The organism is Pseudoflavonifractor sp. An187, from assembly GCF_002160275.1.
Classification (GTDB): domain Bacteria; phylum Bacillota; class Clostridia; order Oscillospirales; family Oscillospiraceae; genus Enterenecus; species Enterenecus faecium.
The window spans coordinates 22,701-48,210 of record NZ_NFKG01000012.1 but is presented as its reverse complement, the minus strand read 5'-3'; the positions used below and the strand labels follow the sequence as shown (position 1 = coordinate 48,210).

Annotated in this window: 25 protein-coding genes, 1 other RNA gene and 3 pseudogenes; 24 read left to right on the top strand and 5 right to left on the bottom strand. The window is 56.0% G+C overall.

From position 1 onward, the window contains the following. The first annotated feature begins 106 nt into the window (after positions 1–106). From B5F22_RS06950 to B5F22_RS06920, 7 genes and pseudogenes are all read left to right on the top strand, one after another. On the top strand, positions 107–904 hold the full coding sequence (locus tag B5F22_RS06950; protein ID WP_002578724.1) for a helix-turn-helix transcriptional regulator: 798 nt from the start codon (positions 107–109) through the stop codon (positions 902–904). A gap of 24 nt (positions 905–928) precedes the next feature. Continuing rightward, positions 929–1,699 (top strand): nucleoside phosphorylase, encoded by a 771-nt coding sequence (locus B5F22_RS06945; RefSeq protein WP_002578723.1) that lies wholly within the window; start codon positions 929–931, stop codon positions 1,697–1,699. A gap of 24 nt (positions 1,700–1,723) precedes the next feature. Further along, positions 1,724–2,500, top strand: a complete 777-nt coding sequence (gene ant(9) / locus B5F22_RS06940) for an aminoglycoside nucleotidyltransferase ANT(9) (protein WP_002578722.1) — start codon at positions 1,724–1,726, stop codon at positions 2,498–2,500. Positions 2,501–2,699: 199 nt separating this feature from the next. Next, a pseudogene (locus B5F22_RS06935) lies at positions 2,700–2,828 on the top strand (zeta toxin family protein); the annotation flags it as partial. A 90-nt stretch (positions 2,829–2,918) separates the two neighbouring features. Beyond that, complete coding sequence (locus tag B5F22_RS06930; RefSeq protein ID WP_058962567.1) at positions 2,919–3,956, top strand: IS1595-like element ISSag10 family transposase; 1,038 nt, start codon at positions 2,919–2,921, stop codon at positions 3,954–3,956. A gap of 23 nt (positions 3,957–3,979) precedes the next feature. Next, positions 3,980–4,474, top strand: a complete 495-nt coding sequence (gene lnu(C) / locus B5F22_RS06925) for a lincosamide nucleotidyltransferase Lnu(C) (RefSeq protein ID WP_019543803.1) — start codon at positions 3,980–3,982, stop codon at positions 4,472–4,474. An 81-nt stretch (positions 4,475–4,555) separates the two neighbouring features. After that, positions 4,556–4,978, top strand: a pseudogene (locus B5F22_RS06920) (chloramphenicol phosphotransferase CPT family protein); the annotation flags it as partial. 724 nt (positions 4,979–5,702) lie between these two features. Here B5F22_RS06920 and B5F22_RS06905 read toward each other — a convergent pair. Together B5F22_RS06905 and B5F22_RS06900 are read right to left on the bottom strand one after the other, a co-directional pair. Further along, positions 5,703–5,828 carry a helix-turn-helix transcriptional regulator gene (locus tag B5F22_RS06905; protein WP_087231441.1) on the bottom strand — a complete coding sequence of 42 codons (126 nt, stop codon included), beginning with the start codon at positions 5,826–5,828 and terminating at the stop codon, positions 5,703–5,705. Positions 5,829–5,976: 148 nt separating this feature from the next. Further along, positions 5,977–6,795: a DUF5131 family protein gene (locus tag B5F22_RS06900; RefSeq protein ID WP_087392009.1), complete on the bottom strand. Its 819-nt coding sequence runs from the start codon at positions 6,793–6,795 to the stop codon at positions 5,977–5,979. A gap of 117 nt (positions 6,796–6,912) precedes the next feature. Here B5F22_RS06900 and B5F22_RS06895 point away from each other — a divergent pair, with 117 nt between their 5' ends. The 4 genes from B5F22_RS06895 to B5F22_RS06880 all read left to right on the top strand — a co-directional run bounded on the left by B5F22_RS06895 (position 6,913) and on the right by B5F22_RS06880 (position 8,423). Next, complete coding sequence (locus tag B5F22_RS06895) at positions 6,913–7,236, top strand: Arc family DNA-binding protein (protein WP_242955075.1); 324 nt, start codon at positions 6,913–6,915, stop codon at positions 7,234–7,236. Positions 7,237–7,268: 32 nt separating this feature from the next. Continuing rightward, complete coding sequence (locus B5F22_RS06890; RefSeq protein ID WP_087392007.1) at positions 7,269–7,484, top strand: YlcI/YnfO family protein; 216 nt, start codon at positions 7,269–7,271, stop codon at positions 7,482–7,484. A gap of 414 nt (positions 7,485–7,898) precedes the next feature. Then, positions 7,899–8,120: a hypothetical protein gene (locus tag B5F22_RS06885; protein ID WP_087372061.1), complete on the top strand. Its 222-nt coding sequence runs from the start codon at positions 7,899–7,901 to the stop codon at positions 8,118–8,120. 105 nt (positions 8,121–8,225) lie between these two features. Beyond that, the gene (locus tag B5F22_RS06880) at positions 8,226–8,423 is read left to right on the top strand and encodes a hypothetical protein (protein WP_087392005.1); all 198 of its coding nucleotides are present in this window, start codon (positions 8,226–8,228) and stop codon (positions 8,421–8,423) included. A gap of 56 nt (positions 8,424–8,479) precedes the next feature. Here the strand turns inward: B5F22_RS06880 and ssrA are convergent. The 3 genes from ssrA to smpB all read right to left on the bottom strand — a co-directional run bounded on the left by ssrA (position 8,480) and on the right by smpB (position 9,868). Continuing rightward, positions 8,480–8,825: a transfer-messenger RNA gene (ssrA, locus tag B5F22_RS06875) on the bottom strand. A gap of 41 nt (positions 8,826–8,866) precedes the next feature. Continuing rightward, positions 8,867–9,388, bottom strand: coding sequence for a peptidylprolyl isomerase (locus tag B5F22_RS06870; protein WP_087392004.1), 522 nt, complete (start codon positions 9,386–9,388; stop codon positions 8,867–8,869). An 18-nt stretch (positions 9,389–9,406) separates the two neighbouring features. After that, positions 9,407–9,868 (bottom strand): SsrA-binding protein SmpB, encoded by a 462-nt coding sequence (gene smpB / locus B5F22_RS06865; RefSeq protein WP_087392002.1) that lies wholly within the window; start codon positions 9,866–9,868, stop codon positions 9,407–9,409. Positions 9,869–10,084: 216 nt separating this feature from the next. Here smpB and B5F22_RS06860 point away from each other — a divergent pair, with 216 nt between their 5' ends. The 13 genes and pseudogenes from B5F22_RS06860 (at position 10,085) to argC (ending at position 25,501) form a co-directional block, all read left to right on the top strand. Continuing rightward, on the top strand, positions 10,085–11,068 hold the full coding sequence (locus tag B5F22_RS06860; protein WP_158096641.1) for a LacI family DNA-binding transcriptional regulator: 984 nt from the start codon (positions 10,085–10,087) through the stop codon (positions 11,066–11,068). A gap of 150 nt (positions 11,069–11,218) precedes the next feature. Further along, a pseudogene (locus B5F22_RS06855) lies at positions 11,219–12,598 on the top strand (PTS transporter subunit EIIC); the annotation flags it as partial. A 186-nt stretch (positions 12,599–12,784) separates the two neighbouring features. Further along, a complete protein-coding gene (locus B5F22_RS06850; protein ID WP_087392000.1) occupies positions 12,785–14,185 on the top strand; it encodes a glycoside hydrolase family 32 protein in 1,401 nt (466 codons plus the stop codon). A 164-nt stretch (positions 14,186–14,349) separates the two neighbouring features. Then, the gene (murI, locus tag B5F22_RS06845; RefSeq protein ID WP_087391998.1) at positions 14,350–15,165 is read left to right on the top strand and encodes a glutamate racemase; all 816 of its coding nucleotides are present in this window, start codon (positions 14,350–14,352) and stop codon (positions 15,163–15,165) included. A 16-nt stretch (positions 15,166–15,181) separates the two neighbouring features. After that, complete coding sequence (locus B5F22_RS06840) at positions 15,182–15,622, top strand: DUF1934 domain-containing protein (protein ID WP_087231477.1); 441 nt, start codon at positions 15,182–15,184, stop codon at positions 15,620–15,622. Between the two features lie 34 nt (positions 15,623–15,656). Beyond that, a complete protein-coding gene (argS, locus tag B5F22_RS06835) occupies positions 15,657–17,405 on the top strand; it encodes an arginine--tRNA ligase (RefSeq protein WP_087391997.1) in 1,749 nt (582 codons plus the stop codon). Between the two features lie 265 nt (positions 17,406–17,670). Next, positions 17,671–18,960: a glycosyltransferase family 2 protein gene (locus tag B5F22_RS06830; protein WP_087391995.1), complete on the top strand. Its 1,290-nt coding sequence runs from the start codon at positions 17,671–17,673 to the stop codon at positions 18,958–18,960. An 843-nt stretch (positions 18,961–19,803) separates the two neighbouring features. Beyond that, positions 19,804–20,250 (top strand): ribosome maturation factor RimP, encoded by a 447-nt coding sequence (rimP, locus tag B5F22_RS06825; RefSeq protein ID WP_087231486.1) that lies wholly within the window; start codon positions 19,804–19,806, stop codon positions 20,248–20,250. Between the two features lie 14 nt (positions 20,251–20,264). Next, positions 20,265–21,455: a transcription termination factor NusA gene (nusA, locus tag B5F22_RS06820; protein ID WP_087391993.1), complete on the top strand. Its 1,191-nt coding sequence runs from the start codon at positions 20,265–20,267 to the stop codon at positions 21,453–21,455. A 43-nt stretch (positions 21,456–21,498) separates the two neighbouring features. Continuing rightward, a complete protein-coding gene (locus B5F22_RS06815) occupies positions 21,499–21,771 on the top strand; it encodes a YlxR family protein (protein ID WP_087231492.1) in 273 nt (90 codons plus the stop codon). Next, positions 21,768–22,175 carry a hypothetical protein gene (locus tag B5F22_RS06810; RefSeq protein WP_087391991.1) on the top strand — a complete coding sequence of 136 codons (408 nt, stop codon included), beginning with the start codon at positions 21,768–21,770 and terminating at the stop codon, positions 22,173–22,175. The genes B5F22_RS06815 and B5F22_RS06810 overlap by 4 nt, the downstream gene beginning before the upstream one ends. Further along, positions 22,175–24,502, top strand: a complete 2,328-nt coding sequence (gene infB, locus B5F22_RS06805; RefSeq protein WP_087231500.1) for a translation initiation factor IF-2 — start codon at positions 22,175–22,177, stop codon at positions 24,500–24,502. The genes B5F22_RS06810 and infB overlap by 1 nt, the downstream gene beginning before the upstream one ends. Positions 24,503–24,580: 78 nt before the next feature. After that, positions 24,581–25,501 carry an N-acetyl-gamma-glutamyl-phosphate reductase gene (gene argC, locus B5F22_RS06800; RefSeq protein WP_087391989.1) on the top strand — a complete coding sequence of 307 codons (921 nt, stop codon included), beginning with the start codon at positions 24,581–24,583 and terminating at the stop codon, positions 25,499–25,501. Positions 25,502–25,510: the final 9 nt, after the last annotated feature.

Sequence of the window (25,510 nt, the reverse complement as noted above, 5' to 3'; positions counted from 1 at the left end):
TCCCCGGAATTTTGCGAGAATTGCATTTTGATGAAGTTTACACTTTGGAAATTGCATTTTTGCAATCATTCTGTATAATGGAAGTATGCGGAGGAGGTGCGTATCTATGGCTTTACCCGGAACACCCGGACAGCGGATTTCCGATTTATGCAACGGGAACCACATCACACAAAAGGAACTTGCGGAGAAGATAGGGGTTTCCGCTTCCCAGTTGAGCCGCATTGTCAGCGGCGAAACGAGAACGGTCAGCAGTGATATTCTCATAGGCGTGGCAAAGGAATTTAAGGTATCGACAGACTACATACTGGGCTTATCCACCGTGAGCGTCCGTAAAAGCTACGATATTTCTGAATTAGGCTTGTCCGAGGGAGCCGTGAGGGGGCTCGTGACGGGTGCTGTTGATGTGCAAATCCTCAACCGCCTGTTGGAACACAGGAATTTTCCTAAGCTGATAGATTTGATACGGATTTATTTTCAGGACACAGCGGCAAAAGGCATAACAGCAAGAAACCAGCTTATCGAGATAGCAACGGCTTCCCTGTCCGACCTGATGAAAGAACACCCGGAACACCGGGCGGAAGCAAAGCAGGATTTACAGCTTTTGAACGCCCAGAAGATGGGGGAACATGAGGCGGAGATTGAGAAAATCAAAAATGTGTTCCTTGCTATCCTGCGGGATATTAAGAAAGACATTGACAACGGGGAACAGCCGGGAGAAGCTGTGACCGCCGCGATGTTCCAAGCCATGCGGGACGCATTGGCGGAACAGAAGCAAAACCCGCTTTCCATTGACGATGTAGCGGCGATGGTTGCCGGACAGATCGGACAGCTTACGCCGATGGATGAAGAAACTGCCGACCTGTTCAAGCAGTTGGCAAAAAAGATGATGAAAGGAATAGAATAATAGCCTGTTATTCGAGATAATAATATGCCATTAGTAAAGCATGACTACCCTGTTTTAGAGTACGATACCGCATCAAAAGCTGTTTTTCAGCCGGGAAATGGGAAAAAATGTTTTCCTGCAAAAGCAGTGTTTGCTTTTTTAGGAGACGAGGTTGAAAATTATGCACATACCCATGATGGAATACAGATAGATGAATTTGAAAGTGCAACAAGACGATATCCTATTTATGAATGTCTTTATAATCAGGAGAAAATATGTCTATGTCCGGCTCCTGTGGGAAGTGCTGCTGCCGTCCAAGTTTTAGAATATTTAATTGCAGGGGGTGTAACAAAGATTATTTCCGTCGGCTCTTGCGGCGTATTGGAAGACATCCCGGAAAATAGATTTTTGATACCTGTTTCTGCATTGAGAGATGAGGGAACATCTTACCATTATCTTCCTCCCTCCCGAGAAGTAGAGATTTCAAAGGCTGGTATAAATGCGATTGAATCTGCTTTAAGCCAAAAGAATATACCATATTGGGAAGTTAAAACATGGACAACAGACGGTTTTTATCGAGAAACAGTAGAAATGGTTCAGTATCGGAAAGAAGAGGGATGTCAAGTAGTAGAAATGGAATGTTCCGCATTGGCGGCGTGTGCAAAATTTAGAAAAGTTACATGGGCTATGCTGCTTTTTTCAGCCGATACTCTTGCAGACCCTCATAAATACCAAGAAAGAGAATGGGGAAAAACAAGTATATCCATAGCCTTAGAATTAGCCTTAGACGCTGTTTTATCAGTTGTTGAGGAGTAAAAATAAATACATATAGGAGTTACAATGAATATAAATGAATTTCCACAACAAGTAAATCAAGTTATTTCAATAGCAGAAACCATATTACAAGGTCAAATATTGGGGATATATTTATATGGTTCAGCAACAATGAATGGGCTGCGTCCAGATAGTGATATAGATATACTGATAATTACTAAACAAGAATTGAGTAATTCAATCAGAGCAGATCTAACAAAGCAATTATTGAAAATTTCTGGCTCCGTAGGCTGTATTGAAAAAAGACCTTTAGAGGTAACTATTATCAATCAATCTGATATTGTTCCGTTGCAATTTCCGCCAAAATGTCAGTATATGTATGGTGAATGGCTAAGGGGAGAGATGGAAGCAGGAGAATATCCGCAAGCCTGCAATGACCCAGATATAATGATTTTATTATGGCAAGCAAGAAAAAATAGCATAACTTTGAAGGGGGCGGAAAGCAAAGAGCTTATTCCCGCTATCCCATTTCACGAAATTAAAAAAGCAATTCGGTTTTCTTTACCTGGTTTGATTTCCAGCTTTAAGGGTGATGAAAGAAATGTGTTATTAACCTTATCACGAATGTGGTTTACTTTAGTAACAGAAGAAATCACGACAAAAGATGTTGCCGCAAAATGGGTAATTTTAAAATTGCCGGAGAGATTTCCCCCCCTGCTAACAACGGCAAAGGAAGCTTATTTGGGAAATTTGTCTGATGAATGGGAGACAGTAGAAAAGGAAGCGATGGCACTTGTAGAATATATGAAAAAACAAATTGAGGAATTACTTAGAACAGAGTAGCAAAGTTAGCGGGGCCAATCAACGGTCAAGATGAACGGCGCATAAATGCGCCGCCGTTGACAGTCCCGCCCGTCTTTGCTGATGGGCAATCAAGGCGGGAAAGCCCTAAAATGGCTTCCCGCCCATTTCAATCTTGAGAGAAGAAACGCTCCAAAATCAGAAAGAGAGCGGTAAATCTGAATTGCGAGGGAGAATGTAGATGAATCAAGGAAGAATTATTGTGATTACAGGTTCGCCGGGAACAGGAAAGACAACAACTGCGTCGATTGTCGCAAAAGAATCGAACATGGATAAATCTGTGCATATGCACACAGACGACTTTTTTCATTAGGCTCTGTCACAACAAATGGTTGATTTTTGACGAGAAATAGCGTATAATAATAGTAAGAAACAGTACCACCGAAGGAGGTAATTGGATATGCCTACTATCAAAGACGCATTAGATATTATCGGTAAGTTGACTGTCGCAGAGCAGGAAAGCCTTAAAACAATGCTTTTAAGTCCTGCCTTTGTAAAGTCTTTGAATATTGAAGATTTCGTAGCAAAGGAACGCTTTGCAAATGGTCGTGTATGCCCTCTTTGTGGCTGTATCCATGTGGTTCGCAATGGTCATCGTAAAGATGGCACACAGCGATATGTATGTAAGGATTGTGGCAAGTCCTTCGTGATTGCTACGAACTCCATTGTGTCTGGTACAAGAAAAGACTTGTCCGTGTGGGAGCAGTACATTGATTGTATGATGAATGGCTTATCCATTCGTAAGACTGCTGTTGCTTGTGGGATTCACAGAAACACCGCATTCCTTTGGAGACACAAGATTTTGGATGCACTTCAGAATATGGCAGACGATGTTACCCTTGACGGCATTATTGAGGCTGACGAAACTTTTTTCGCCATCTCGTACAAGGGCAATCATAGCAAGAGTAAGACATTTGCTATGCCACGCAAGGCTCATAAGCGTGGTCATTCTACACATATCAGAGGCTTGTCCCAAGAAAAGGTATGTGTTCCTTGTGCGGTTAATAGGAATGGCTTGTCTATCTCCAAGATTACGAATACTGGTAGAGTTTCTACAATAGATTTACATCATATTTATGATGGTAGGATTAAGACCAATTCCACTCTTGTTACGGACAAGATGAACTCCTATGTGAGATTTACAAATGCCAATGGCATTGACCTTGTGCAGTTAAAGACTGGCAAAGCCAAGAAAGGCATTTATAATATCCAACATATCAATAGCTACCATAGCCAGCTAAAGAGGTTTATGCGTGGCTTTAACGGTGTTTCTACCAAGTATCTGAACAACTATCTTGTGTGGAATAACCTTGTAAATTACGCCAAAGAAAGCGACATGGAGAAAAGGAACATCTTCTTAACTTTCGTTTTGGCAACATTGAAAACTGCTAAATGCAGAGATTTATCAAACAGACCAGCAGTTCCTCTGGTCGCCTAATTAGAATTTGTGGAGATGATAAGATGGTCAATATAACAGATGTAAAACAGATTCTTCAATTTGCAATAGATGCGGAGATTAAAGTCTTTCTTGATGGTGGCTGGGGTGTAGATGCTCTTCTTGGATATCAGTCAAGAGCCCATAATGATATTGACATTTTTGTAGAAAAGAACGATTATCAGAACTTTATAGAAATAATGAAAGCTAATGGCTTTTATGAGATTAAGATGGAATATACAACATTGAACCATACTGTATGGGAAGATTTGAAAAACAGAATTATTGATTTGCATTGTTTTGAATATACGGACGAAGGTGAAATTCTTTATGATGGGGATTGTTTTCCGGTAGAAACTTTTTCGGGTAAAGGAAGAATTGAGGAAATAGAGGTTTCCTGTATTGAACCATATAGTCAAGTAATGTTCCATCTGGGATACGAGTTTGATGAAAATGATGCACATGATGTGAAGTTATTGTGTGAGACACTTCATATCGAAATTCCAAATGAGTATAGATAACTGCAAATAACAGTTTGTAGGGGAGTTCTGATACTCCCCTATAAAAATGGCTATTTATCAACTGTTTGTTGTGACATAGCCTTTCATTATTTAAGCAAAGGAGCAATACCGCCGCATTTACCAGAGTCCAACGAACAAAATTTAGTTGTCATTGAAGCCTTTTTAGAAGCTGCAAAGCGCTATGCCCGCGGCGGATATGATGTAATTGTAGATGGAATTGTCGGGCCGTGGTTTTTAGAACCATGGAGAGCCCTTGTTCGAGAAGATTATGAAGTACACTATATTGTTTTAAGAGCCAGTAAAGAAGAAACTATGAAACGAGCTGTGGAACGTTCAAAATTAGACAGAAAAACAAATGTTGAATTAGTAGAAACAATGTGGGAGCAATTTTGTAATTTGGGGATATATGAATCGAATGTTATAGAAACGACAACCTATTCTATCCAAGAGGCTGTTTTTGCAGTAAAAGAAAAAATTTCAAGTGGAGCCGCATTGCTATCTTAAACGATTTCTAAAAATCGAAATTTCATTTATCAGAGAAATAGCAAAGCCAGTTAACGGTCAAGATGAACGGCGCATTTCATGCGCCGCCGTTGACCGTTCCGTCTGGCTTTGCTGATGGGCAATCAAGGCGGGAAAGCCCTAAAATGGCTTCCCGCCCATTTCAATTATGAGAAAAGAAACACTCCAAAATCAGAAAGAGAGCGGCCAAGCACTTTGAGGGATTGGTCGCCTTGTTCACCCATTCAGCGGAACGGCGGGTGGCGGTCAAGGCCGGGTGTAAGCCCGTTCATTTCAGCCTTGACGGTTGCCCGCTGTCCTGTTACTTTTCCGGGAGTGTAGCCACAACTTCGGGACACTTTGTCCACAAGTCGGAGCGTAGGACGAGGGACGGGGGCTTTCATATACGCCCAGTCTGCTGTTGAAACCAGACCTGTGCTTACGGCTCTACGCCACGCAAGCACAGCCCTGTTTTCCTGCCGCTCCAAATGCCCTTGCCCTCCCCGGCGGCAACGGCATTTTCACGGCAACGCCGACAGAGCGTATAACACACTACACTTTGCTTCGCAAAGTCGTGTGCCAAATGGGGGCGTTGCCCCCTTTGGAAACCCCCACAAGAAAAGGCGGTACGCTACCCCTCCACGGGGCGCATACCGCCTTTTCTTGTTATCCAGCCCTCCGGCTGTATCGGTTGAGCAAAAGTCAGCGTGGGATTGATGTGGTATCTTTATCTAAGTGAACCCCCGTTCTCCCAATTGGACACCGCCTGACGGGTCACGTTGAGCTGCTGGGCCAGCTCGTCCTGGGTCATCTGTTTTGCCGTGCGAAATTTTTTGATGTTCTTGCCAACCATACGGGCACCTTCCTTTTCTGGGGAGTTCTTCACTATGATAGGGGAGAAGACCCCCAAATGGCAAGCAACGATTTGTTGCGTGGGGAGGAAACAAAAGATTTCCACGAAACAAGCGTCCCATGTGGAAGTTTGTTTCCATGGGACGCTGCTAGGGCTGGCATCGGCCGCACCAGCGGCACCCGTTGCAGGTCTCACGCCGGGCACAGGTGGCGCACCGCTTTTGAAGGGGAATCTCCTGAGCTGGGGCGGGATATTGCAGCCCGGAGCGCAGGGCCTGCACATGCTGATAGGCTTTGCAGATGTGATACTCCTTCCCGTCTTTGACAAAGCGGTCCCCGGTGCCAAAGAAGGTAAAGGGCACCTGATATTGTCGGCACTGGTCATAGAGCTGCTTCACCCATTCATAGTGCAAGGGCCTGGCTCCTTCGTAGTTTTCCCCGTCTGCGATCACGTGTTCCAGCTGTCCGGTGGCCAGGTAGGAGGCCAAATCCACCGGCCCTAGAAAGGGGGCTACCATGACGCCCTTGTGTTTGGCGGGAATGTCCAGGAGGATGGGGAGCCGCTCATCGGCCCGCCGTTGGTTTTCTGCCGTGACATTCAGGGACACGTGGTCCCAGCCGTCCAGCCAGTCCCAGGGCAGACACTCCTGGATGCGGTGGGCCCGCTTGGTCAGGAGGAAGAAGTGGACGTCAGAGCGCTGGCGGATCATGTCCCACACCTCGTCCCGCCACGGGTCTGCCTCTTCCAGAAAAAAGTCGCTGGTCATGCATACCCGGAGAGATTCTCCGCTCTTGATTTTATAGTTGCCCTGTCGGTCCTTTTTCAAGGGCAGGTTAAAGTTGGTTTTGACCTTGTAAATGTCGCCGCCAAATCGGTCCCGCTGGCTGTCTTGGTAAAACATGTAGCAGTGGTCGCAGCCCTCGCTGAACTTGCGGCAGCCGTGCCAGGGGTTCCAGATGTCTCTCATGGTGGGCGTTCCTCCTTCCTCCGGGGGTATGTGTAGATACAGTATAAGTTTTGGATGGGAGAGCGTCAAGGAGGGGGAGAGCAAATACAGCGCCATGTAAACATGTCTTATGGTATAATGAACACACAATATATCTATAAAGGTGATTTTATGGCAATTAAAAGTGTGTCTATTCGCATTGAGGAAGAAATGCTGGAGAAGCTGGGCTTTGTAGCCGACTATGAGGGGCGTTCGGTCAACAGTCACATCCTGGTACTGATTCGAGAGAATATCAAAGCCTTTGAGCAGGAGCACGGGGAAATTGACGGGACCATCCGCCCGGACGTGAATGTGAAGCCAGGCAGAAGAAGTAACAGATGGACGCAAGATATCACCTTGCGTCCATTATACTCTGCATTGCAAATGCAATGCAGACTTTCCAGAATTTATGAGATAGACTGATTGCAATACAAAAGTATTGCGAGGAAACATCTATGGCCAGATTTCAGATACCGTCCACGCCGCCCACCGTCAACAAGACCATTCGCCTTCCCAGCGATGTCGTAGAAGAGGTGGAACAGGCAATTCAAGGTAAAAATTGTACGTTTTCTGCCTTTGTCATCGCTGCCGTCCGTACGGCCCTGGAGGATATTCGTGAAGGGGATGCGTCGTGTCAGGATGTAAATGTGAAGTCCACTAGGAAAACATAAAGAAGGACCGCAGTTTGATGGGATTGGAATCAAACTTGCGGTCCTTCTTCCGTTGACTTTTTCGCATTTTAGTACTATATTGAACTTGGACATTCTTATCAGTTTTCAAACAGCTGCGTCTTTATGTAACGAGCACATAAAACAGGCTTGGGGTTAACTTTGGATGTCTTACAATGAAACGAGTAAACCGTGAAACTCATCAATTCTTTCAGATGCTCGTTATGAATTGAGAAAGTAGTTGTGTGTGACTTTTAGTAGTTCCCCTATGTTTCACAGCTTTACACGACAAAAATCGAGCCAAAGAACATGGTTCCTTGGCTTTGTTTTGGTGCGTGTAAAGCAATATAAATAGGTATTTGCTTCCACGCCCAGGACAGAGGGGCGTGTTTTTTTGGCTCAGAAAGGAGGTTTATTATGAAAAAAGTGTCTGGAAAGACCCATACGCAAGAACAGCTGAATGCCTGGGCCAATCAAAATAACCCCAATAATAAGGCTTATCAAGCAAACTTGAATCATCACAGCAATCAGCTTAATCCCAACCACAAGACGCACCAGCAAAGACACAACGCACAAAGGAAATATCAGGAGTCGGGATATGTGGAATGGGCGCCGGATTATCCTGAGTGGGATGATTGAAATAACTATCCTTCCAGTGGATGTGAAGGGGATGCGAGCAAAGATTCTTGACATGGACGGCAGCGCTGCCATAGGATAAAGAAAAACAGAAAGAAGCGATCGGTTATGGACGAACAAGCAGAAACTCTAAAGCTGAAGAAGATGCTGGAGGATCTGTACGGGATGAAAATCAAAGATCCCAAACCTAAGACAGAGGAGGAACGGGCGGCATTCTGGAGGCATTTTGAGGAGGTGAAGGCTGAGATACTCAATGAAATCGAAGCCAAGAAGAAAGCCCAGGGGGCAGTAGAAGTTAGTGAATAGTGAAGAGTGAATAGGGAATAAGTAAAAATCCCGAACGCATTCGCATTCGGGATTTTTGGTGGAGGCGAGGGGAGTCGAACCCCTGTCCGAAAACCATTCCACAGGACTTTCTCCGGGTGCAGACGGTTATTTACATTCCCTTCCCACGCCGTGAATCGTCACACTGCGAAGGTTGGTAGAGTCATGATGCGTGGCACGGTCAACTCTTTCCGTACGCACGGGCACCACTAAGATGACGCCCCGGCCGGCTCGTGGTCCTTCCGGCAGGGACGGCCGCATTAAGCAGCGGCGAGAACGACGTTATCGTTGTTCTTTAATTTATAAGTTGCCCATTTTAAGGCGGCTGGGCGCCGCCACCCGCTTATCCTGCTTCCTAGTCCCCGTCGAAACCAGTACGCCCCCATAGAGCCTCCCGGCTGTGCCGGGAGGCGTGGGAATTAAAATTAGATCGTTTCCGGTTCGGGGTAGTCCACGCCGAAGGTCTCCACGGTGACCGCCTTCATGCGCTGGTCCTCCAGGGGCTTGTCGTTGTAGTCCCGCTTGGCGGACACGATGCCGTCGGCCACTTCCATGCCCTCGATGACCTTACCGAAGGCGGCGTAAGCGCCGTCCAGGTGGGGAGCCTTCTCCACCATGATGAAGAATTGGCTTCCGGCGGAGTCAGGCCGCATGGAGCGGGCCATGGACAGCACGCCACGGTCGTGGGCCAGATCGTTCTTAAAACGGTTCTGGGCAAACTCACCCTTGATGGAGTAGCCGGGGCCGCCGATGCCGATGCCCTGGGGGTCGCCGCCCTGAATCATAAAGCCGGGGATGACACGGTGGAAAATGAGGCCATTGTAGAAGCCCTTCTTCACCAGAGAGATGAAGTTGTTGACGGTATTGGGAGCCACCTCGGGATACAGCTCGGCCTTCATGATGCCGCCGTTCTCCATTTCAAAGGTGACAATGGGATTTTGAGCCATGATACATGCTCCTTTCTTTTAGTAGCGACCACGGGAGAGTCTATCCATCTCCCGCTTGGCGTCCCGCTTAGCGGCCGCCTCTCGCTTGTCATACAGTTTCTTGCCCCTAGCCACTGCCAGCTCCACCTTCACCCGGGGACCGGAGAGGTAGACCGACAGGGGAATGAGGGAGTACCCGTCCTGCTGGACCTTGGCGTGGAGCTTTAGAATCTCCCGCTTGTGCAGCAGCAGCTTCCGGGTGCGCCGGGGGTCCTTATTAAAGATATTGCCCTGTTCATAGGGGGAGACATGCATCCCGTGGAGGAACATCTCTCCGTCTTTGACAATACAGAAGGAGTCCTTCAGGTTCACATTTCCCTTGCGGATGGACTTGACCTCCGTGCCGCACAGCTCAATGCCGGCTTCGTATTTGTCTTCAATGAAGTAGTCGTGAAAGGCCTTTCGGTTCGAGGCCAGCTGTTTCACCGATTGCTTTCCCACCCGGGACACCTCCTCTCTGGGCAGGGTAACAGTATACCACGGATTTGCCCACCCTGCAAGGGGGAGAAGGGGGGAGAAAGCGTAAAAAAAGCCCGTTCTGTGCCGGGAATCCTTCCCCTTCCATTGACAAAATTATGGGAGTATGGTTAAGATAGAGGTAACAAGAGAGGAAGATGGCGGGAAGGGGCCGTCGCAGACCTGGAAAGGGGAATGGGTATGAACATTACCGAATTTGCAGCGTTGGCAGGAGTTTCCAAAACAGCGGTCAGCCGATACTTTAACAACGGATACCTCAGCGCCGAGAAGCGAGCCGCCATCGAGGAGGCGGTGCGCCGTACCGGATATTCCCCCAGCGAGGCGGCCCGGGGGCTGCGCACCCGCCGCACCCGGCAGATCGGGGTGGTGCTGCCCCGGCTCAGCGGCGAGAGTACCGCCCGGGTGGTGGACGGCATCAGCCTGGTGCTGGGCGACAAGGGCTACCGGATGCTATTGGCCAACACCGCCAACCGCCCGGAGCGTGAGGTGGAGTATCTGGACGCCCTGCGCCAGAGCGGGGTGGACGGGGTGATCTTCCTGGCCAGCATTTTCACCCCCGAGCACCGGGCTGTGCTGAAAAGCATGCACATGCCGGTGGTGATCGTGGCCCAGCAGTACGACGGGTACAGCTGCGTCTACCACGACGACCTGGGCGCCGCCCGGGATTTGACCAGTTTACTCATCCAGCGGGGCAGCCACCCGGCGTACATCGGGGTCACGGCCCAGGACCGGGCCGCCGGCCTGTCTCGTCGGGAAGGCTATGTCCAGGCCATGCGCCAGGCCGGGCTGCCCGTGCGCACCGAGGACATGTGTGTGTCCGGCTTTCGGATGCAGGAGGGCTATGCCCAGGCCAAGGCGTTGATTCAGGCCCGCCGCCCCGACGGCATCTTCTGCGCCACCGACGCCATCGCCATTGGCGCCATGCAGGCCTGCCGGGAGCTGGGGCTCCGGGTGGGCAAAGACGTGCTCATTGCCGGAGTGGGTGACACCACATTGGGTCAAGTCACCGCCACCCCGCTCACCAGCGCCCACCTGCACTACGAGACCAGCGGCCAGGAGGCCGCCCAGCTGCTGCTGCGGCTGCTGCGCAGCCAGGGAGCCGGGGTGCGCAACGTGTGTCTGGGCTACGAGATCATGGAGCGAGCTTCCACCGGCATTTTGTGAAACCTTGTGGAACTGACAAGATATTGAAGTTGCGTTCTCCCGGTAGAACAATAGATTTCCCCCTAAATTCGTGATATGATAGATTCAACAAGGATGAAACCGATTTCATTCTGGTTTCATCGAAAATCGTGAACAAGGGAGAGGAGATTTATGGACTACAGGCAGACAGCAGTGGAAATTCTCAATGCCGTTGGCGGATCGGAAAATGTCGTCAGCGCAGCCCACTGTGCCACCCGGCTTCGTCTGGTGATTGCAGACGACAAGAAGGTGGACAAGAAGACCTTGGAGAACGCCAACGGTGTGAAGGGCGTGTTCCAGGCACAGGGCCAGCTCCAGATCATTCTGGGCACTGGTACGGTAAATAAGGTGTACGCAGAGTTCATTGCACTGTCCGGCACCGCTGCGGTGAGCAAGGACGAGGCAAAGGCTCAGGGAGCCAAGAAGGGCAATTGGTTCCAGCGTGCCATTAAGACCTTGGGCGACATCTTTGTGCCCATCATCCCCGCCATTGTGGCTTCCGGCTTCCTGATGGGCATCATGGAGTCGCTGAAGTTCATGACTAACAACGGATTCTTGACTCTGGACACCAGCAGCTCTCTGTTTGTGTTTGCCGATCTGTTTTCCAACGTGGCTTACACCTTCCTGCCCATTCTCATCGCCTTCTCTGCAGCCAAGGTCTTTGGCGGCAACCCCTTCCTGGGTGCGGTCATCGGCATGATTATGCTCCACCCCAACCTGCAAAACGCCTGGACCGTGGCTACGGAAGGCGTGCACACCTATCAGGAAGTGTTCTTCGGCCTGTACAAGGTGCCCCTGGTGGGCTATCAGGGCCACGTGATTCCCGTGATTATCGCTGTGTGGCTGATGTGTACCATTGAAAAGAAGCTACACAAAGTCGTACCCCCCATGTTTGACCTCTTTGTCACCCCGCTGGTGAGCGTGTTTGTCACCGGCTACCTGACTCTGGCCGCCATCGGCCCCGTGTTCACCACCGTGGAGAACTTCGTCATCAACGGCGTGCAGTGGCTCATCGCCATCCCCCTGGGCATCGGCTCCTTTGTCATGGGCGGCCTGTATGCCACCACCGTGGTCTCCGGCATCCACCACATGTACACCATCATTGATCTGGGGCAGTTGGGCCAGTATGGCCTGACCTTCTGGCTGCCCCTGGCCTCGGCGGCCAACGTGGCCCAGGGCGGCGCTGCTCTGGCGGTTGCCCTGAAGACCCGCAACAAGAAACTCAAGTCCATGGCCCTGCCCGCCTCTCTGTCGGCATTCATGGGCATTACGGAACCTGCCATCTTCGGCGTGAATCTCCGCTTCTTGCGGCCCTTCATTGCCGGGTCCATCGGCGGCGCCTGCGGCGCTCTGTACGCCTCCATTGTGGGGCTGGGTGCCACCGGTACCGGCGTCACCGGTATCTTCGGCGTGCTGCTCCACCTGCACCGCCCGGTTCAGTACCTTATCACCATCGGCATTGCCACTGGCGTGGCCTTCGTCCTATCCTGGATGTTCGGTATCAAGGAAGAGGAACCTGACGCCCAGCCGGAACAGGCTGTGGAGCAGGCTCCTGCCTCCGCCCAGCTGGCGGCGGGCCAGGGAGAAGACGCAGTCTAAGCCCTCCCTCTTCCAGGCGCCTCTGGGAAGATTCCCTGGGGCGCCTGGATTTTTGGAAACCGACAACGATAAGCGCTGAATGAGGAGGACCACAATACCATGAGTAATGCATTGCAGCGGGATTTGGAGCGGCTGGTGGCCCGGGTGGAACGGGAAGACGGCCCCCAGGCGGCCGCAGACCCCTTCCGCCAGACCTTTCACCTGATGCCCCCGGTGGGGTGGCTCAACGACCCCAACGGCCTGTGCCGATGCGGGGACTGGTACCACGTGTTTTATCAGTACGGGCCCTTTGACGTCACCGGAGGGGTGAAGCACTGGGGCCACTATCGCAGCCGGGACCTGCTCCACTGGGAGGCCCTGCCCGTGATGCTCTACCCGGACCAGCCATGGGACATCCACGGGGTGTACTCCGGCTCCGCTCTGGTGGAGGACGGAACGCTGTATCTCTACTACACCGGAAACGTGAAACACGCCGGAAATTACGACTACATCAAGGCCGGGCGGGGCCACAACACCGCCCTGGCTGTGTCCAAAGACGGGGTGACGGTGGAGTCCAACACCCTGTTGATGGAGAATAAAGACTACCCCGACGGCCTGACCTGTCACGTCCGGGACCCCAAGGTGTGGGCTCAGGACGGGAAATACTACATGGTCCAGGGGGCTCGCACCCTGGACGACCACGGCCAGCTGTTGGTGTTTGAGTCCACGGACAAGTTCAACTGGACCTTCCTCCAGGCCCTGAAGACCCCCCACCACTTCGGCTACATGTGGGAGTGCCCCGACCTGTTCTGCCTGGACGGGCAGTGGTTCCTGGTGTGCTCGCCCCAGGGGGTGCCCCACGAGGAGACCCGGTTCCAGAACGTGTACTCCTGCGGCTATTTCCCTCTCCACGGGGACTTCCGGGGGGAGTATTCCCTGGGCGAGTTTGTGGAGATGGACCTGGGCTTTGACTTCTATGCCCCCCAGACCTTCCAGGACGGGGACCGCCGCCTGATGTTCGGCTGGATGGGTATGCCCGACGCCGACTACACCAACCCCACCACCCAGCGTGGCTGGCAGCACTGCCTCACCGTGCCCTGTGAGCTGCGGCGGCAGGGGGACCGGCTGGTGCGCCTGCCCGCCGTGGAGATCACGGCTCTGCGGGGAGCTGCCATCCCTGCCCATCAGGCCAAGGTCTTTGACCTGGAGGCCATGACAGAGCCTAGCGGCCGGATGGTGTTCCGGGACGCCGCTGTGCTGGAGTGGCAGCCGGGTCTGGTGACCCTCTCCTTCCTGGAGGGGGGAGCGGGACGCACCCTGCGCCGTGTGGCGGTGGACCAGCTCAACGCCCTGCGCATCTTGGGGGACAGTTCCAGCTTGGAGATCTTCCTCAACGATGGCCGGCAGGTGCTGTCCACCCGCTACTATCCCCAGCCGGAGGCCCAGGGCATTGCCATCACAGGCGCTCAGGCCCGGGTGTGGGAGATGGGCGCCATGTCGGTGACCCAAGCTGAAGGTTAAACCGATGACCGGACAAGCGGATGCACTCCTCCATGGGTGCATCCGCTTTTTTAGCAAAATGAGAGGGGAAAGAGGGGGGATTCTGTGGCAAATCACCACTTGTTTTTCGGTTAAGAATGACATATAATACTATGGTTTCATATGAAGGAAAGGAGGGGCGTCGGATGGATACACGTCCCATTGGAGTGTTTGACTCCGGCCTGGGCGGCCTCACCGCCCTGCGGGAGCTGGCCCGACGGATGCCCCAGGAGGATCTGGTGTACTTCGGGGACACCGGACGGGTGCCCTATGGCAGCCGCTCCAAAGAGACCATCATCAAGTACGCCCAGCAGGACGTGGCCTTTTTGAGCACCTTTGACCCCAAGGCCATTGTCATTGCCTGCGGCACCGTGTCCACCACCGCTCTGGACACTCTGCGCCAGCAGTATGCCGTGCCCCTGTACGGGGTGGTGGAGCCCGCCGCCCGGGCCGCCGCCCAGCGCACGAAAAACGGCAAGGTGGGGCTCATCGGCACCCAGGCCACCATCCGCTCCGGAGCCTACGAGCGGGCGCTGGATGCCCTGCGCCCTGGCACCCAGGTGACCGCCCGGGCCTGCCCCCTCTTTGTGCCCCTGGTGGAAAATGGCCGTTTCCACCCCGGCGACATCGTGGTGGAGACGGTGGTGAAGGAATACCTGGAAGAGGTAAAGGCCCAGGAGGTGGACACTCTCATGCTGGGCTGCACCCACTATCCCTTGCTGCGAGAGGTCATCGGGGCCTGTATGGGCCCTGAGGTGGAGCTGGTGGACGTGGGCGCGGAGTGCGCCCGCTGGGTCATGGGACAGCTCTCCGGCCGGGACCAGCTGGCCCCTCAGGACCGGAAGGGCAGCCACCGCTACTTCGTCAGCGACAGTACCGGGGACTTTGCCGCCCTGGCCTCCATGTTCCTGGGTGAGGACGTCACCGGGGACGTGGAGCAGATTGACATCACCGTGTACTAATGGGAGGACGGGAGCCATGACAGACAATGTGATTATTTCCATCAAAGGCACCCAGGTCAGCGCCGAGGGCGGACCCGACGAGATGGAGCTGGTGACGGCGGGGGTGCTCAACCAGGAGGGAGAGGGGCGCTACACCATCTCCTACGAGGAGAGCGAGCTCACCGGACTGGAGGGCACCACCACGGTGGTGCGTGTGGACGGCCCTCGGGTGACCCTGCTGCGAGAGGGGAGCATCAACTCCCAGATGGTATTTGAAGAGGGACAGCGCCACCTGTCCATGTACGAGACCCCCTACGGCTCCCTGTCCGTGGGTATCCTCACCCGGCGTATGCGCTCCACCTTGGGCGAGGCCGGGGGAGACCTGGAGATCGACTACGCCATTGAGATCGACCATCTGCTGGCGGGTCAGAACATCTTCCGCATGAACGTGAAAAAGGACCCGTCTATTGCTCAGTGACAGGCGGAGTTAGACTACAAAGGAGAGAATAACCATGGCAAATTTGATTCAGACCGCCCGGGACCAGGTGGCGGAATTGACCCAGAAGGCCTATGAGAAGGCCGCCGCCCAGGGCCTGCTGCCCCAGGGTGAGACCATCCGAGGCACCGTAGAGGTGCCCAAGGACAGCCGAAACGGGGACTTTGCCTCCTCCTTTGCCATGGCGGGGGCCAAGGCATTGAAGATGGCCCCCCGTGCCATTGCCCAGATCATTCTGGACAACCTGGAGCTGGAGGGCACTCTGTTCCAGCGGGCTGAGATTGCCGGCCCCGGCTTTTTGAACTTCTTCTACTCCCCCAACTGGTACCAGCAGGTGCTGGGTGCGGTGGAGGCGGACCCCGCCGGATACGGCTCCAGCGATGTGGGCCACGGCCAGAAGGTGATGGTGGAGTTCGTCTCCGCCAACCCCACCGGCCCCATGCACATGGGCAACGCCCGTGGCGGCGTGCTGGGTGACACCCTGGCCAATGTGCTCTCCCGGGTGGGCTACAACACCTGGAAGGAGTTCTACGTCAACGACGCTGGCAACCAGGTGCACAAGTTTGCCCAGTCCATCCACGCCCGGTACATGCAGATCATCCTGGGTGAGGACGGCTATGAGTTCCCCGAGAAGGGATACCAGGGCGAGGACATCAAGGAGCTGGCTCAGGCCTTCTACGCTGTCCACGGCGACAGCTACAAGGACGCCCCCGAGGAGAAGTGGCTGGAGGATATGAGCGCCTTCGGCCTGGAGCGCAACATCCCCAAGATGAAGGCCGACCTGCTCAAGTATGGCATCGAGTACGACCAGTGGTTCCTGGAGTCCGAGCTGCACAACTCTGGCTATGTGGCACAGACCGTGGACCTGCTGGCTCAGAAGGGCTGGACCTATGAGAAGGACGGCGCTCTGTGGCTGGACACCACCGGACTTTTGAAGGAGAAGTACCTGCGGGAGGGCAGAAGTCAGGAGCAGGTGGATAAGCTGGATTTGAAGGACGACGTGCTGCGCCGGGCCAACGGCTTCTACACCTACTTTGCCGCCGACATCGCCTACCACCGCAACAAGTTCGAAGAGCGTCACTTTGACAAGGTCATCAACGTCTGGGGCGCCGACCACCACGGCCACGTGGCCCGTCTCCAGGCCGCTCTGGACGGTCTGGGCCTGGACGGCTCCAACCGTCTGGTCATCGTGCTCATGCAGCTGGTGAACCTGCTCCAGGACGGCAAGCCCGTGCGTATGTCCAAGCGGACCGGCAAGGCCATCGCCCTCCACGACCTGCTGGACGAGATCAGCGTGGACGCCGCCCGCTACTACTTCAACAACCGGGCCGCTACCAGCCCTCTGGACTTCGATTTGGACCTGGCCGTGCGTCAGGACTCCGACAACCCCGTCTACTACGTCCAGTACGCCCACGCCCGTATCTGCTCCCTCATCGCCAACCTGGCCGCTGAGGGCGTGCAGGTGCCCGCCTGTGCCGACGTGGACGCCGCTCTGCTCTCCACCGAGGAGGAGCGGGGCCTCATCAAGACTCTGGCCCAATACCCCAACGAGATCGCCCAGGCGGCCCAGCACTACGACCCCAGCCGCATCAACCGCTATCTCACCGGTCTGGCCGGGGACTTCCACCGCTTCTACAACGCCTGCCGCATCAAGGGGGAGGAGCCCCAGGTGCAGGCAGCCCGGCTCAAGCTGGCCCACACCGTGCGTCTGGTGCTGGCCAACGGCCTGGGACTGCTGGGCGTGACCGCTCCGGAAAAAATGTAAGTCCCGTTCCGCTTCCGCCCTCCGGCTTGCAACAGGAGGGCGGATTTTTGCGGAGGATTTGAAAAAGTGCACAAAAGAGCCTTTGGATTTTTATAGATTATGAATATAATATGGAGAAGTTCTAAAGAATCTATTAAGAAATGGAACAACCCCTTGCAAGTTGCGTCCAAAGGGAATAGAGTAGTACAACCGATCGGTGTGGAGACCGATGGGTTGGAGATAGAAGAATGAAAAAGAACGAAGAAAAGGATATGAGGTGTGAACTATGTTGATGATGCTACAGAAATTCTGCGGCGTACTCACCTTGATCTTGGCGGTCTTGTATGCATATCAGGCGTTTTACGTCGTGGTGGGACTGCTGCGCCGGAAGTATCCGGTGTCCGGGCAGGCCAAGACGCTTCACCGATATGCAGTACTCATCTCCGCCCGTAACGAAGAAGAGGTCATAGGTGAGCTCATTGAAAGCTTGCAACAGCAGGACTATCCCAAGGAACTGCTGGACATTTATGTGATTGCCGATAACTGTACCGATGCCACGGCCCAGGTGGCCCGCCAGGCTGGCGCCCACGTCTATGAGCGCTTTGACCGGGTGCGGGTGGGCAAGGGCTACGCCATGGACTGGTTCTTCCACCGCCTGCAAGAGGAGGGGAAGGGCGACGTCTACGACGGCTACTTTGTCTTTGATGCGGACAACATTGTGGACCCTGCCTTTGTGCGGGAGATGAACCATGTGTTCGACTCCGGCGACTATGCCGCCATCACCTGCTACCGCAACTCCAAGAACTACGCCTCCAACTGGATTTCCGCCGGCTACTCCCTGTGGTTCCTCCGTGAGGCCCGCTTCTTGAACTTCTCCCGCATGCAGATGGGCACGGGCTGCGCCATCTCCGGTACCGGCTTCCTGGTCTCTGCCCAGGTGGTGCGGGACAACGGCGGCTGGCCCTACCACCTGCTCACCGAGGACATTCAGTTCTCCATTGACTGCGCCGTCCAGGGCCGCCGCATTGGCTACTGCGACAAGGCTGTGGTGTATGACGAGCAGCCCACCACCTTCCAGCAGTCCTGGACCCAGCGGATGCGCTGGTCCAAGGGCTTCTATCAGGTGGCTGCCCGCTACATAGGAGGCCTGTTCCGGGGTTGCTTTACCCAGAAGAAGGGGCGCTTCGCTTGCTACGACATGATGATGACCGTGGCTCCCGGTATGCTGCTGACCATGGGCGTGCTGGGCATCAACATCTTCATCTTCCTGTCCGCCCTCACCGAGCCCCGCATTGTGGCCACCGAGCTGGTGCAGGACTCCCTGCTCTTTGTCATGGATAACCTGTTCAACTTCTACCTGGTCATGCTCCTCTACGGCGCTGTGACCCTGGCGGTGGAGTGGAAGGCCATCCATGCCCGGGCTGTGGATAAGGTGATTTATCTCTTTACCTTCCCTCTGTTCATGCTCACCTATATCCCCATCTCTCTGGCCGCTCTGGTGCGCCGAGTGGAGTGGAAGCCCATTCGCCACAACTCTTCGGCCAGCTTGAAGGCCAAGAATGGCTCTTTGACTTAACGTTAGAAATGACCCCTGGGGCGTAAGCCCTGGGGGTTTTCTCCTTTGAGCATAGAGAACTTGACTTTACTATTATGGCAAGGCATAGGCTTGCCAGCCTGGTGGGGACGCTTCCCGCTTGGGGTTCCTTTTGCTCGGTCAAAAGGAACCAAAACCCGCTTAGGGCGTTCCCCCCTAAGTACCCCCCTGGGGTACGAGGCTGGCCCTGCGTCAAGACTAGGTTCGGCCCGTCACCCTTGCTGTGGCCCCTGTCGCTGCCACCACACCAGGCCACCTTGGGTAGCTGGCCCTATAACCAGGCGGTTTCCATGGCCGGGCCTACCCTGGAGAAGCGGCGTTCCCGCCGCCGGAAGCCAGGCTTTCGTTAGCTGGGAACAGCGGCTCACCAGGGTTAGGCCCTGGCAATAGAAGTACACCCACACAGAGGAGTCGTTGCTTTCGGTAGAATTTCCACGCTATCCATGTGACCCCACCGGGCCAAGGGCCGAAACCAGGAGAACGCAGGGACATCCAGTACCGCGGGGTGGATTCCACAAGGCGGGGGAAGGCCCCGCCTTTGGCGATTCTTTGGTGACTTTCTCATCGGGGAGAAAGTCACCCCAGCGGAGCGCGTCTCCCCTCGCCAGGGGAGAAAGGCTGCGCCTGAGAACTGGAAGAAGCACCAGCTTCTTCACCAAAAGGCGTGGGCCAAAGCCCACAGAGATTTTTCCATCTGTGTGCCTTGGGGGCTTGCAATCCAGGCAGGGGTATGGTATACTGCTATCGTAAGTAGGGTAGTTTAGGTAAGAGTGAGGCATCCGCCTCACTCTTTCTTTTCGGACAGAGGAAAGGAGCTGAGTGAACATGGCAAAAGTGACCGACGTGGTGGCCCAGCTGGCACAGCCCATCGTGGAGCAGGCCGGATGCACCCTGTGGGACGTGGAGTACGTCAAGGAGGCCGGAGAGTGGTTTTTGCGAGTCTACATCGACAAAGAGGGCGGTGTGGACATCAACGACTGCGAGGCGGTGTCCCGACCCCTGTCCGATCTGCTGGACGAGGCCGACCCCATCCAGGGCAGCTACACCTTTGAGGTGTCCTCTGCCGGGCTGGACCGCCCCCTGAAAAAGCCCGAGCACTTTGCCGCCTGCGCCGGACAGCAGGTGGATGTGCGCTTCTACCGCCCCGTGGACGGGCGCAAGGAGTACACCGGCGCCCTGGTGGGCTGCGACGGGGACGGCAACGTCACCGTGGATGACAAGACGTTTGAGAAAAAGGACGTGGCGCAGGTGCGTCTCCACGTCACATTTTAAAGGAGTTCATTGATATGGCCAAGAAAAAGACTGCTGCAAAGAGCATGGAGCTGGACGCCAAGGAATTCTTTGCCGCCATCTCCGACATTGAGAAGGAAAAGGGCATTCCCAAAAGTTACATGATCGACAAGATCACCCAGGCTCTGGTGGCCGCCTACAAGCGGGACCACGCCGGGATCACCGACAACGTGATCGTGGACGCCAACGAAGAGAAGTGCTCGGTGCGCATGTTTGTCAAAAAAGAAGTGGTGGAGGAAGTGACCAACCCCAACACTGAGGTTGCCATCGCCGACGCCCGCCGGGCTCTGCCCCGGGTGGCTCTGGGCGACGTGCTGCGCATTGAGATCAAGCCCAAGAACTTCGGCCGTATCGCCGCTCAGACCGCCCGCCAGGTCATCGTCCAGGGTATGCGGGAGGCGGAGCGCTCCATGATCTTCGACGCCTTCTCTGCCAAAGAGCACGAGATCATCTCCGGTGTGGTCACCCGTGTGGACGCCCGCAACGGCTCTGTGTCCGTGCGCCTGACCTCCGGGTCCGAGTTCACCGACTCCTTCCTCTCCGCCGACGAGCAGGTGCCCGGCGAGGTGGTCAAGGAGGGCGACCGCATCCGTGTGTATGTGGTGGAGGTGCGCCAGGCCAACCGTGGTCCTCAGGTGGTCATCTCCCGCACTCACCCCGGCCTGGTCAAGCGCCTGTTTGAGCTGGAAGTGCCGGAAATCTACGACGGCACCGTGCAGGTCATGTCCATCTCCCGTGAGGCAGGCAGCCGCACCAAGCTGGCTGTGTGGAGCGAGGACGAGAACGTGGACGCCATCGGCGCCTGTGTCGGCCCCAAGGGCCAGCGGGTCAACGCCGTGGTGGAAGAGCTGCGGGGCGAGAAGGTGGACATCATCAAGTACTCCGAGGACCCCGCCGAGTATGTGGCCGCCGCTCTGGCTCCCGCCGAGGTGCTCAGCGTGGTGGAGCTGGAGCCCGGCAAGCGCTGCCGTGTGGTGGTGCCTGACGACCAGCTGTCCCTGGCCATCGGCAAGGAGGGCCAGAATGCCCGCCTGGCCGCCCGCCTCACCGGCCTGAAGATCGACATCCGGCCCGCCAGCGACCCCGAGCCCGCCGAGGAGCTCATGGAGGAGTCCGCGGAGGAGCCCGTGGAGGTCGTAGAGGATCAGCCGGAGCAGGCCGAGGAGCTGATGGGCGAGGAGGAGTAAGCCTCCCGTCCCACCGAACATGAATCATTGGGGGTGAAGGAGAATGCCGAAAAAAATACCCATGCGCCAGTGCCTGGGCTGCCGGGAGATGAAGCCCAAGGGTGAGCTCATTCGCGTGGTGCGCTCCCCGGAGGGGGAGATCTCCCTGGATTTTAAGGGAAAGAAGCCGGGACGGGGGGCCTATGTGTGCCCCAACCAGCAGTGTCTGGCCCGGGCCAAGAAGGCCAGAAGCCTGGAGCGGGCCTTTTCCGCCCCCATTGCCCCCGAGGTCTATGAGGCCCTGGAGGAGCAGATGAAGGCGGGTGAGACGCCGTGAGCCAAAAGGCATTGAGACTGCTGGGATTGGCCCTGCGGGGCAACAACCTGGCGGTGGGCGAGCTCCCCGTGGGGGAGGCCTGCCAGACCCACCGGGCCCGCCTGGTGCTCCACGCCGCTGACGCCGCAGAGAATACGGTACGTCGGGCCGGACGAGAGGCCCAACGGGCGGGGGTGGAGCTGGTGGCTCTGCCCTGCACCAAGGAGGAGCTGGGGGCGGCTCTGGGCCGTAACAGCTGCGCCGTGGCGGCGCTCACCGATAAGGGGCTTGCCGCAGCGGTGGCGGCGGACCTGGCCCAGACCAACGGCGACCTGGAGCCCTTGGCCCAGGCCCTGGCAGAGTCCAGCCGTGGAAAACAAACCAAAACTGTGGGGCGTCGTCGCACCCCACGCAACGCGAACTGATGGAGGTGGCCGATTTGAGCCTTACGAAATATAGCGCCCGTGACGTGGCCAAGGATTTTGGGGTACAGCCCAAGGAGATTGTGGGTGTGCTGGCCCAGCACGGGATGAGCAATGTCTCTCCCACCAAGACCCTCACCGACAAGGAACTGACGGTGATTTTTGAGCACCTGACCCAGAACAACCAGGTGGCGTCCATTGAGAGCATTTACGCCGACGTCTACCACGAGAAGAAGCCCGCGGCTCCCGCCGCCAAGGCCCAGGGCAACCAGGCCCAGCAGGCTGCCCCTGCCAAGCAGGGCGAGAAGGAGCCTGCCAAGGCCGTCGAGCACAAGCCCCACAGCCGCACCCCCGAGAAGAAGATCGTGGACACCCGTAAGGGCGGCGGGGTGAACCTGGAGAAGTACGACCAGCGTCTGGAGGACCTGGCTCCCGATAAGGCCAACCGCATGCAGACCGGCAAGCAGAAGTTCCAGAACCGCGGCGGCAAGAACCGTGGCCAGAACTTCGGCAACAAGCGCAAGCAGGAAGAGGCGGAGAAGATGCGCCGCCTCCAGCTGGAGATTGCCAAGAAGACCCCCCTCACCGTGAAGATTCCCGACGAGATCGGAGTGGGCGAGCTGGCCAGCCGCATGAAGAAGACCGGCGCCGAGGTGGTCAAGTGCCTGATGAAGAACGGCATCATGGCCTCTCTGTCCGAGATCATCGACTACGACACCGCCGCCCTCATCGCCATGGAGCTGGGCTGCAAGGTGGAGAAGGAAGTCATTGTCACCATCGAGGAGAAGCTCATTGACGTCTCCGAGGACAAGGAAGAGGACCTGGTGCCCCGCGCCCCCGTGGTGGTGGTCATGGGCCACGTGGACCACGGCAAGACCTCTCTGCTGGACTATATCCGCCACGCCAACGTGGTCTCCGGCGAGGCCGGCGGCATTACCCAGCACATCGGCGCTTACCAGGTGGAGGTAAACGGCAAGCCCATTACCTTCCTGGACACTCCCGGCCACGAGGCCTTTACCGCCATGCGTGCCCGTGGCGCCATGGTCACCGACGTGGCCATCCTGGTGGTGGCCGCCGACGACGGCATCATGCCCCAGACCGTGGAGTCCATCAACCACGCCAAGGCCGCTGAGATTCCCATCATCGTGGCCGTCAACAAGATGGATAAGCCCACCGCCAACCCCGAGCGCATCAAGCAGCAGCTCACTGAGTACGGCCTGGTGGCCGAGGACTGGGGCGGCGACACCATCATCTGCCCCATCTCCGCCAAGACCGGTATGGGCATCGACAACCTGCTGGAGATGGTCACCCTCACCGCCGAGATGCGGGAGCTGAAGGCCAACCCCAACCGTACCGCCCACGGTACCGTCATCGAGGCCCGTCTGGACAAGGGCCGCGGCCCCGTGGCCACTCTGCTGGTGCAGAACGGTACCCTGAAGCAGGGCGACGTCATCATCGCCGGCATGGCCGTGGGCCGTGTCCGTGCCATGACCGACTACAAGGGCAACAAGGTCACCGAGGCCGGCCCCTCCGTGCCTGTGGAGATCATCGGTATGGGCGAAGTGCCCGGCGCCGGTGACGACTTCCACGCCGTGGCCGACGAGCGCATGGCCCGTGAGCTGGTGGCCCAGCGCAAGGAAGAGATGAAGAACGCCACCACCGGCCACGCCAAGCAGAAGGTGTCTCTGGAGGAGCTGTTCAGCCAGATTCAGGCCGGCGAGATGAAGGATTTGAACATCATCGTCAAGGCCGACGTCCAGGGCTCTGCCGAGGCTGTGAAAGCCAGCCTGGAGAAGCTGTCCAACGCCGAGGTGCGGGTGCGTGTCATCCACTGCGCCGTGGGTGCCATCAACGAGTCCGACGTGATGCTGGCCACCACCTCCAACGCCATCATCGTGGGCTTCAACGTGCGTCCTGACAAGAACGCCGCCGACTCCGCCCACCGCAACAACGTGGATATGCGCATGTACCGGGTCATCTACCAGGCCATCGAGGAGATCGAGGCCGCCATGAAGGGCATGCTGGCTCCCAAGTTCAAGGAAGTGGCCCTGGGCGAGGCCGAGGTGCGCCAGGTGTACAAGATCACCGGCGTGGGCATCGTGGCCGGCTGCTACGTCACCGAGGGCAAGGTGGCCCGCAACGCCCAGATTCGTCTGGTACGCGACGGCATCGTCATCCACGAGGGCGTCATGAACTCCCTGCAGCGGTTCAAGGACTCCGTCAAGGAAGTGGCCCGTGGCTACGAGTGCGGCATCGGCATTGAAAAGTACAGCGACATCAAGGAGGGCGACATCATCGAGGCCTTCCAGATGGAGCAGGTGCAGCAGTAATTACGCTCTATTTTTGTGTGGGGGCGGGCGGCAACTCGCCTGCCCCCACATTCCATATTTCAAACTGGAAGTGGTAATATGAAGCCCAAAGTATACATTGACGGCAAACAGGGCACCACCGGCCTGCAAATCTATGACCGGCTGGCCCAGCGCAGCGACATTGAGCTGCTGCTTATTGACGAGGACAAGCGCAAGGACGTGGCCGAGCGGAAAAAGCTTTTAAACGCCGCCGACCTGGTGTTTTTGTGCCTGCCGGACCAGGCGGCAAAAGAGGCGGTGGCCCTGGTGGACAACCCCAACACCCGCATCATTGACGCCTCCACCGCCCACCGCACCAACCCCGACTGGGATTACGGCTTTGCGGAGTTGTCTGAGAACCATCGAAACAACATCGTCATCTCCAAGCGGGTGGCAAATCCCGGCTGTCACGCCAGCGGCTTCATCGCCTCGGTATATCCCCTGGTGCAGCGGGGCGTGATTCCCGCCCACTTCCCTCTGACCTGTTACTCCCTCACCGGATACTCCGGCGGCGGCAAGAGCATGATCGCCGAGTATGAGGCGGAGGGACGGGAGGCATGCTATGATAGCTGCCGCATCTACGGCCTGACCTTGCAGCACAAGCACCTGCCCGAGATGCAGAAGATCTGCGGCCTGGACCGGGCCCCGGTGTTCGCCCCTGTGGTGGGAGACTACCCCCAGGGCATGGCCACCACCGTGCTGCTGCCCTGGGTGGACGCCAAGCTGGCCCATGAGGCCCTCAGCGAGCACTACGCCGGGCAGGCCCTGGTGAGCGTGGCTCCCCTGGGTGGGGACGCGCCCATGATCTACTCCAACGCCCTCTCCGGAAAGGACACCATGCGTCTGGTGGTGTACGGCCACGAGGGGCAGACCGCCGTCACCGCCGTCTTTGACAACCTGGGCAAGGGTGCGTCCGGGGCTGCGGTGCAGAATATGAACCTGATGCTGGGCTTTGACGAGACCTGTGGTCTGAGCCTGTAACCAAAGGAG